We start from the raw sequence: 8,569 nt of genomic DNA, 5'->3' as shown, positions 1-8,569 counted from the left end.
TTCTGCATCCTCGAACCCGACTACAGGGTGTGAGAAAGGCCCTGCACAATCAGGTTAATCTGCAATCAAAAGCTCCGAGTGTGGCTTAGCACCGGCCAATCCACAATTGGAGGCCCCTTGTCTAGGTTCGTAAGGATCAAGCCACAATTAAGACCTCCAATTGTGAGTTAAAAGTAAGGAAACCACACTCGAGACTTCCGGGTGTAGCTTAACATTACCTAACCCACACTCGAAGGCCGCAAATGCGGATTAATGACACCCGACATTAAAACTATCTCCAAATAATTTTTAATAGGATAAATGTAAAAGCTAGCAAGGCCCTCGCTAGCTTTTTTCATTATGCTGAGCAAAATCATCTTACTTAGCAGCGGACCTACTCGCTAACCTATCCCCCATTCGAAAGCCCCACCAAGCCGATATCCAATAAAGAAGAGAAAAGGCATCAGAACAAGCTCTCACAACTTGTTTTGATGCCTTCTGATAATTTAGTACTCTCATACCCAGCTAGACTGTTGACCCAGTCCAAACTGAAACGGGATACTTGTAATTAGAAACCGTATCCGCACCTCCCCGATGCCGATCCGGCTGGTCCAAAACTAGGTGGACCAATTGTTCCGCACAGGCGGCGATGGGTTGGACGATGGTGGTCAGGTAGGGGAAATAATCCCGCATCAATCGGCTGCCGTCATAGCCGACCAACTTCAGGTCAGCCGGCAGGCGCAGTCCTAGGGCTTGGGCTTCTTGGTAGACCAAGAGCGCGGTCAAGTCATCGGTACAAAAAACACCATCCCAGTCCTCTTGACTAAGCAGGCGCTTGATTTCAGACCGCTTGACCAGGGGCGACTGGCTGGGCAAGAAGGAATAGACCTGCTTGACTAGGCCCGCCTCCGCCATCACGGCTTCATAGGCGGCCAGCCGGTCGTTGGTTGGGGAATCCGAGGCTAGGGACCCAGTCAAACAGGCGATCTTTTGGCAGCCCTTGTCCACCAAGAGACGGCTTGCCAATTCGCCCCCTTGGTAGTTGTCGCTCCCTACAATAGGGATGCGGTCGGACAAGTAACGGTCGAAGGAGACGACCGGCGCCTGGATGGTCTGGTACTCCTCAATGCCCAGGTTATGGGCGCCCGCAATAATGCCGTCCACCTGGTTAGCGACCAACATACGCAGATAGGCCTTCTCCTTGTCGGGGTCGTCGGCACTGTCGCAGAGAATCATCCGGTAGTCGCGTTGGGATAGGAGGTTTTCAATCCGGTCCACCAAGTCACCATAGAAGGGGTGAGCCACGCTGGGCATAATCACCCCGATCAGCTGGGTCCCCTTACCTTGGAGGGACCGGGCCAGCTGGTTGGGCTGGTAGTTCAAGTCGGCCATGGCTTGGTGGACCTTATCGATAGTCTTCTGGCTCAGGTAGCCATAATTGTTGATCACCCGCGAAACTGTGGTGGCAGACACCCCCGCCCGCTCAGCCACATCTGTTAATTTCACCGCCATCTTGTCACTTCTTTCTCTTTAAATTAGAGGTTGGAACGAAATCTCTAGACTCTTTTTAAACAACGAACATTTTTCAAAAACCTGTTCCAAAAGTCAGTCCTGACATCCACTTCACGAACTATGTCCAATCGTTGACCAACGATTGGACATAGTTCGCTCCAGTGATTCAGGCCTAATCGACTTTTGTCACACTCTCTTCCATAGCGCGCAAGGCCCAGACCTGACCCGAAACCTGGCCGCTTCCCTGGATATAGGTCTGGCCAGCCTCCTTAGACCGCGGATAGACCGGAGTCGTCAGCGTCTCTTCCCCGCCGTTGACAAAAATCTCCAGCAAGGAATGGTCGAGGTAGAGGGTCAGATTCAGGGCCTGGCCAGCTGGCAAGTCAAGGGCCCGTTGGTAGCCATAATCAGATGCCATCCGCACGCCCGCTGCCGTTTGTTCCAGGGTCAACTGGCCAGCCTCTAAATCAAAAGCTAAGACGACCGCTCCCTCAGCATCAGCCGCAGCAAAGAGCTCTAAACGTCCCTTACTTCCTGGCGCTAGGTGGATTTGGATCTCTTCTTGGCCCGCGCATAGAGACGGCAAGGACTGGCGGCCTTCCGCCAGATCCAAGCTAAAGTCGCTCGAGTCTTGGCGCAAGACATGCAGCTCGTCAACAGGTCGCTGGTAGAGACGCCCGTCCACTAGGGTCAGCTCCTTAACCAGGCTCAGGGAATGGGCCCAGCCTTCCTCAGCCGTTACCGCTGGCATATCCGGAAGGCCCAACCAGGACACCGCCAGGACCCGACCGTCTGGGGCTTGGATGGCCTGGCTAGCATAGAGGTCAAAGCCCTGGTCAACTAGCTGCATGGGGCTAGGGTCGACAAAGGCCAGCTTATCCCAGTCAAAGGCCCGACCCACGATATACATATTGGGATAGATATTAGCGTAAGCCGCCGTTTCCTGGTCCAGGCCTTGGGGACAAAAGATAAGAACAGGCTGGTCGTCGATAAAGACTAGGTTGGGGCACTCCACCATGTAGCCCAGGTCAGCTTGGCCCAGGTCCAATTCCCCAGCCATCTCCCAGTTGAGAAGGTCATCACTCTTGTACATGAGGACTCGGCCTTCTCTGTTGACCGTCTGGGCCCCGATACAGATCCAGTACTGGCCAGCGCGACGGAAGATTTGAGGATCGCGGAAGTCAGCCGTGTAGCCCTGGGGTTGGTGGATCAAGACCTGGTCGATCTTTTCAATCTGACCATCTTGGGCAAGCCAGGCCCCCATCTGATAGGTCTCCCGGTCCCCATCAACATCTCGGACATTGCCGGTATACATTAAGAAGAGCTTGTCACCCACCGGCAGGGCTGAGCCCGAATAGACCCCGTGGGAATCGTATGGCGTATCCGGTTGCAGGGCCAGGCCCTGGTCTTGCCAGTCGACCAAGTTATCCGACGTCATCTGGTACCAGGACTTCAGGCCATGAACCGGGCCATAGGGGTAATATTGGTAGAAGAGCTGCCATTGCCCGTTAAAATACGAAAAGCCATTGGGATCATTCAAGAGCCCCCCGGCTGGTTGGATATGATAGGCTGCCCGCCAATCCGAAGCCGCTTGGGACTTGCGCAAGGACTCTTGGTAACCCTCGGGCCAGTCCGCATAAGGGGTATAGCGCAATTCTCGTGTCCAGTCTGTGATCCATTCCATTCCCATCACTCGCTTTCTTTTTTAGATAAGCATAGCTGAAATCGCTTACCCTGTCAATCATTTAACAGACTCTAATTGAGTATTTAAAGCTGTTTTTTTAACCATTTAAAATAATTCAACTTTTTTATGATAAACGTTTGACATTTTATAAATTCCGCGTATCATATAAGGCAAGTAAAACGTTTTCAAGGAAGGAGATTACTTATGGACCATAGAAAAGTTGCTGAAGATGTTGTGAAGGCACTGGGGACGGATAATATCCAAGCGGCCGCCCACTGTGCTACCCGTCTACGCTTGGTGCTCAAAGACGAAGATAAAATCGACCAGGGGGCCCTGGATAATAATCCCGGGGTCAAGGGAACCTTCTCTGTCAATGGCCAGTACCAAATTATTATCGGAGCGGGGGATGTCGACAAGGTCTACGCCGAACTCGCCCAATTAACTAATGCCAAGGAAACCTCGACCGAAGAACTCAAGGCGGTGGCCCAAGACAAGGGGGCTTCCAACCCGCTGATGGACTTCGTCAAAGTGCTGTCGGATATCTTTGTCCCGGTCCTCCCTGCCCTGGTTGGTGGTGCCCTGCTCATGGCCCTCAACAATGTGCTCACGGCAGAAGGCCTCTTCGGGGCCAAGTCCGTTATCGAGACTTACCCCGCCCTGGCCGACTTGGTGGACATGGTCAACCTCATTGCCTCTGCCCCCTTCGCCTTCCTGCCCGTCCTGATCGGCTTCTCCGCCACCAAACGCTTCGGCGGCAATGGCTACCTGGGAGCCGCTATGGGGATGGCCATGGTCATGCCCCAATTGGTCAATGGTTATGACGTCGCCAATGTAGCTGCAGCAGGTGAGATGCCCTTCTGGAATATCTTCGGCCTGAATGTGGCCCAAGCTGGCTACCAGGGATCCGTTATTCCCGTCCTAGCCGTCGCCTGGATCCTCGCTCAATTGGAAAAATTCTTCCATAAGAAGATTCCAGCGGCCTTTGACTTCACCTTCACCCCTATGCTCACCCTCATCATCACCGGCTTCCTCACCTTCGTCTTGGTCGGCCCCATCATGCGGACCGTTTCGGACGGCCTAACTAATGGCCTAGTCTGGCTCTACCAAACCACAGGGGCAATCGGCTTAGGAATCTTCGGGACCTTCTACTCCCCCATCGTCATTACTGGACTCCACCAGAGCTTCCCCGCTATCGAAACCACCCTCATCGCCAACATTGCCCAGACAGGAGGATCCTTCATCTTCCCCGTCGCTTGTATGGCTAACCTAGCTCAAGGTGGCGCCTGCTTTGCGGTCATGTTGATGACCAAGGACGACAAGGTGAAAAACTTGGCCTCAGCTTCCAGTGTTTCTGCCATGTTGGGCATCACGGAACCCGCTATCTTCGGAGTCAACCTCAAGCTCCGCTTCCCCTTCTTCTGCGCCATGATCGCTTCAGGGATCGCCAGCGCTTTCATCGGCTTCTTCCATGTCCTGGCGAGCGCTATGGGATCTGCCGGCTTGATCGGTTTCATCTCCATCCGTTCCGACTCCTGGGGTCCCTTCCTCATCGGTATGGTCCTGAGCCTCGTCCTCTCCTTCACCTTCACCTACCTCTACGGCCGGAAAAAACTAGCCCAGCCTGCAGCTGAAACCGCAGCAGTGGGCGCAAGCGCCGCCCAAGAAGAAGCCGCAGTAGCAACTGAGGCAGAGAGTCAAAGCCAGGAAGACAGCTCTTCAAAAGAAGGCTCGTCTGTCATCAGTATCGGCCCAGCAGCTAGCGGCCAGTTCATTGCCCTAGAGAATGTCAACGACCCCGTCTTCTCACAGAAAATGATGGGCGACGGCTTGGCTATTGATGCCGACAAGGGGACCGTCTACGCCCCCGCAGATGGGGAAATCACGGTTGCCTATGACAGCCAGCACGCTTACGGCATCAAGACCCAGGAAGGCGTTGAAATCCTCATCCATATCGGTATCGACACCGTCAACCTAGAAGGCCAAGGCTTCGAAAGCCTAGTCGAACAAGGCGACCAAGTAAGCAAGGGTCAAGAACTCGGCCACTTCGACATCGAAGCCATCAAAGCAGCCGGCTACGACCCCACCGTTATGGAAATCATTACTAATACCGCAGACTACCAAGACATCCAAGTGGTAAAGGAAGGCAAAATCACCCTCGACCAAGAGGTACTTAGTATTCAAAAATAAAAAGTATCAGATCAATCTCAAATAGAAGAAAAGATAGGAATCAGTACTTAGGTACGAAGGAGGATTTTTAGGACTTCAGCATAATTCATAAAAGGGAATGTTAATTTTGCTTGTTAAAGCATTAAAAAAATCGCAATTTCTACTCTTTCTTCGTAGTATTCACGTCTAGTAATTACTAGTTATTCTCTTTTACCGACTATTTTTGAGCAGGAGTGGAGCGTTGAAGTTGGTCCTTAGCCATGAACAAGCAAGCGATGTGAATTAGGGATAGTCGGCGTAAGCCGTTACTAGCCCTTTGAAGCTCGCTAGGTGAGGGACCTTGGCCCGAACCGATGCCATGGCTCTTTAAGGACCAAATTCAAAAGCGAAACGGATGCTCACCAACGGGTTTCGATAAAAATTCGTATTTCATATGGAGGCAGAATTGTTATCTATACCTCTTAAAATAAATAATGTTAGAATAAAGTTAATCCAGAAGAGAAAGGTGCGATGACATGACTTATGCAGCAATCGAAGCCGGCGGGACTAAGTTCGTCTGCTCAGTCGGCGATGACCAGGGCCAGATCCTAGACCAGGTAAGCTTCCCTACCACTGAACCAGAAGAAACCCTAGCCCAGGTCTCTGACTTCTTCCACACACATAGCCAGGACCTCCAAGCCATCGGGATCGGGTCGTTCGGACCGATCGATATCCATCCCGAATCGCCCACTTACGGCTATATTAGCTCTACCCCTAAACTAGCCTGGCAAAACTATGACTTCGTCGGCCGCATCCAGCAAGACTTCAAGCTCCCCATCGCTTGGACCACGGACGTCAATGCCGCAGCCTACGGGGAATACAAGGCCGGCGCAGGCCAAGGCAGCCAAAGCCTGGTCTACTACACCATCGGCACCGGCATCGGCGGAGGGGCCATCCAGGACGGCCACTTCATCCAGGGCTTCAGCCATCCCGAAATGGGCCACATGCTGGTCCGGTCCCACGCTGATGACCCCTACCCCGGCAAGTGCCCCTTCCACCACTATTGCTTAGAAGGTATGGCAGCCGGTCCCGCCATCGAAGACCGGATTGGCTTACCAGGGTCTGAAATCCCTGAAAATGACCCCTACTGGGAAATCGAAGCCTATTACCTGGCCCAGTGCGTCTACAACACCAGCCTAATCCTAAGCCCTGAGAAGATTATCCTAGGCGGAGGCGTCATGAAACAAGCCCACCTCCTTGACCGCATCCACCGCCACTTCAAGACCTTAGTCAACGACTACATACAAACCCCAGACCTCACAGACTACATACAAACCCCTGGCTTAGAAGACAACGCCGCCACCATCGGCTGCTTTGAACTAGCCAAGGACCTGGTCAAATAAAAGCAAAACAACCGCTAAACTTCGATCGCTTAAGACCGAGTTTGGCGGTTGTTTTATCTTATCTATGACTAATATTCGGCTTTCCGATAAGCTTTTCCTGCTAAAAATATTAGGATTGCTATCCAAATAAAGAAGCAAAGGAACATTAAGAGGAGGACAAAACCTGCATTCTGTTTATCAAAAAAGGCAACAAAGCCTGTAGGAAAGAAAAATCGGGTAAAGTCAATACCAGAGGCAACTAAAGAAAATAGATAGAAAAGCACACCGATAGTCATCGTCAAACCATTGCCAAAGTGAATGGAAAGGTAGCTAGCCAGATAGATGATGATAATACTCATCAAGAAAATCCCTACCGCATTCAAAGCATCTTCCGTCCAAAAAACCTCTCCAATAAATGCTCCGCTAGCATAGTCCTCTCGAATCAAAGTCGTGTAGTAAGTGATCAGACAGGCTAGGAAGGTGAGGAGTACATAAAGGCCATAGACACCGACTAGAGTCAGATGCTTGGCCGATAATAGCTTGCCTTTAGGCATATCCTTATAGAGGTAGAGAATCTTATTTCGAATCTCATCCCCGACATTAACTGCTACCAAGTAAATCAAAGCGATGGTAGGAAGGCCAAAATTATACTGCACATAGACAACTGCCTCAAAAAAAGTCATAAAGTCCATCGATCCTGGATCAGCTGAAAGTTGCATAAAATTAGTATTGAATAGTCGGACAATGAGTAATAACAGAGGGAAAGCTGCAAAAGCAACAAATAACCAGGTCTCCTTCTCCTTAGCAAATAAATGTGCCTGGCCTTTCATTAAGTGTCCCATTTAGCGTCCCTCCTTAAAATAAGAATCTAAGCCGCTTCCTTGCTGCATGTCCTGGATCAGTTGGTCTTGGGCTAAACGTGCGATAATGGCATTGCGTTGGTCGCCAGTCGCCTGGACCTGAATGGTAAGGGTTCGTCTGTCATCCGAAAGCTCTGCTACCGACAGCAATTCTGAGCTTAAATAATCATTCAAATCAATTTCTCGATTCAAGATTAAATGCAAGCCATCACTTTCCTGGCCAAAGCTTTGCGTTAATTGACCCTCATCGATATAAACATAGCGATTGCAAATGGCCTTCAATTCATTGAGCTGGTGGCTGGAAATAATCATACTTGTCTCTTTTTGGATCGCTGCTTTTTGTAGGACTTCAATCAACTTCTCAACCCCTAAAGGATCTAAACCCACAAAAGGTTCATCTAGAATAATAAAGTCTGGTTCATTCACCAAGGCCATAACCAAGGCTAAGCGCTGTTTCATCCCAAAAGAAAAACTCGAGGGTTTGTCCTCACGGCGCTCCCACAAATCAACCAATTCTAACAAAGGACGCACATTCTTTCGATAGACCTCATCATGGTGAAGTTCAATCAAGAAATTCAAATTTTCCTCAACGGTCAGTTGGGGGTAGAAGACCGTTTCAATCAGGAGTCCACAACGGTCTAAACGTCCATGTCGAGCAAATAAATCTTCCCCATCCAATATAACTTGGCCTTCACTCGGACGAAGTGCCTTGGCCAAAATCTTAAGGAGGGTTGACTTGCCGGACCCATTCTTACCAATGAGACCTAAGATATCGCCATCCTGTATCGATAAGTTGACATCTTTAAGGGAATAGAAATCATTTCCTTTGTAACGCTTACTCAGATGTTTAATTTCGACTTCCATAAGTTCTCCTTTCTCAACAAAAATATTAAGCGCTTTCTTTACTTTCATGTTAGCATAAATCCTTATCAAATCCTTATAAATGCAGTGAATAGACCTAGTCTGCAGTGAACTAGCTGGAATAACCCCCCACTGCATCGTAAGCC

The 8,569-nt window shown here is 50.3% G+C and carries 6 protein-coding genes; 2 read left to right on the top strand and 4 right to left on the bottom strand.

The genetic code is table 11. The features are described from left to right. Positions 1–504: 504 nt before the first annotated feature. Both HMPREF3090_RS01235 and HMPREF3090_RS01230 read right to left on the bottom strand, forming a co-directional pair. Positions 505–1,491: a LacI family DNA-binding transcriptional regulator gene (locus HMPREF3090_RS01235; RefSeq protein ID WP_067973287.1), complete on the bottom strand. Its 987-nt coding sequence runs from the start codon at positions 1,489–1,491 to the stop codon at positions 505–507. Positions 1,492–1,663: 172 nt separating this feature from the next. Then, a complete protein-coding gene (locus HMPREF3090_RS01230; protein WP_070485766.1) occupies positions 1,664–3,175 on the bottom strand; it encodes a sucrose-6-phosphate hydrolase in 1,512 nt (503 codons plus the stop codon). Between the two features lie 204 nt (positions 3,176–3,379). Between HMPREF3090_RS01230 and HMPREF3090_RS01225 the strand changes: the two genes are divergently transcribed. Both HMPREF3090_RS01225 and HMPREF3090_RS01220 read left to right on the top strand, forming a co-directional pair. Beyond that, the gene (locus tag HMPREF3090_RS01225) at positions 3,380–5,362 is read left to right on the top strand and encodes a sucrose-specific PTS transporter subunit IIBC (RefSeq protein ID WP_067973294.1); all 1,983 of its coding nucleotides are present in this window, start codon (positions 3,380–3,382) and stop codon (positions 5,360–5,362) included. 494 nt (positions 5,363–5,856) lie between these two features. Then, entirely contained in the window at positions 5,857–6,723 is an 867-nt protein-coding gene (locus HMPREF3090_RS01220; protein WP_067973299.1) for an ROK family protein, read from the top strand. A 68-nt stretch (positions 6,724–6,791) separates the two neighbouring features. Here the strand turns inward: HMPREF3090_RS01220 and HMPREF3090_RS01215 are convergent, their stop codons facing one another. Next, positions 6,792–7,532 carry a hypothetical protein gene (locus HMPREF3090_RS01215; RefSeq protein WP_148130124.1) on the bottom strand — a complete coding sequence of 247 codons (741 nt, stop codon included), beginning with the start codon at positions 7,530–7,532 and terminating at the stop codon, positions 6,792–6,794. Between the two features lie 12 nt (positions 7,533–7,544). After that, entirely contained in the window at positions 7,545–8,426 is an 882-nt protein-coding gene (locus HMPREF3090_RS01210) for an ABC transporter ATP-binding protein (protein WP_067973307.1), read from the bottom strand. Positions 8,427–8,569: the final 143 nt, after the last annotated feature.

Source organism: Aerococcus sp. HMSC23C02 (genome assembly GCF_001806805.1).
Taxonomy (GTDB): Bacteria; Bacillota; Bacilli; order Lactobacillales; family Aerococcaceae; genus Aerococcus; species Aerococcus sanguinicola.
The sequence above is the reverse complement of the archived record's forward strand: the minus strand, read 5'-3'. Positions and strand labels throughout refer to the sequence as shown.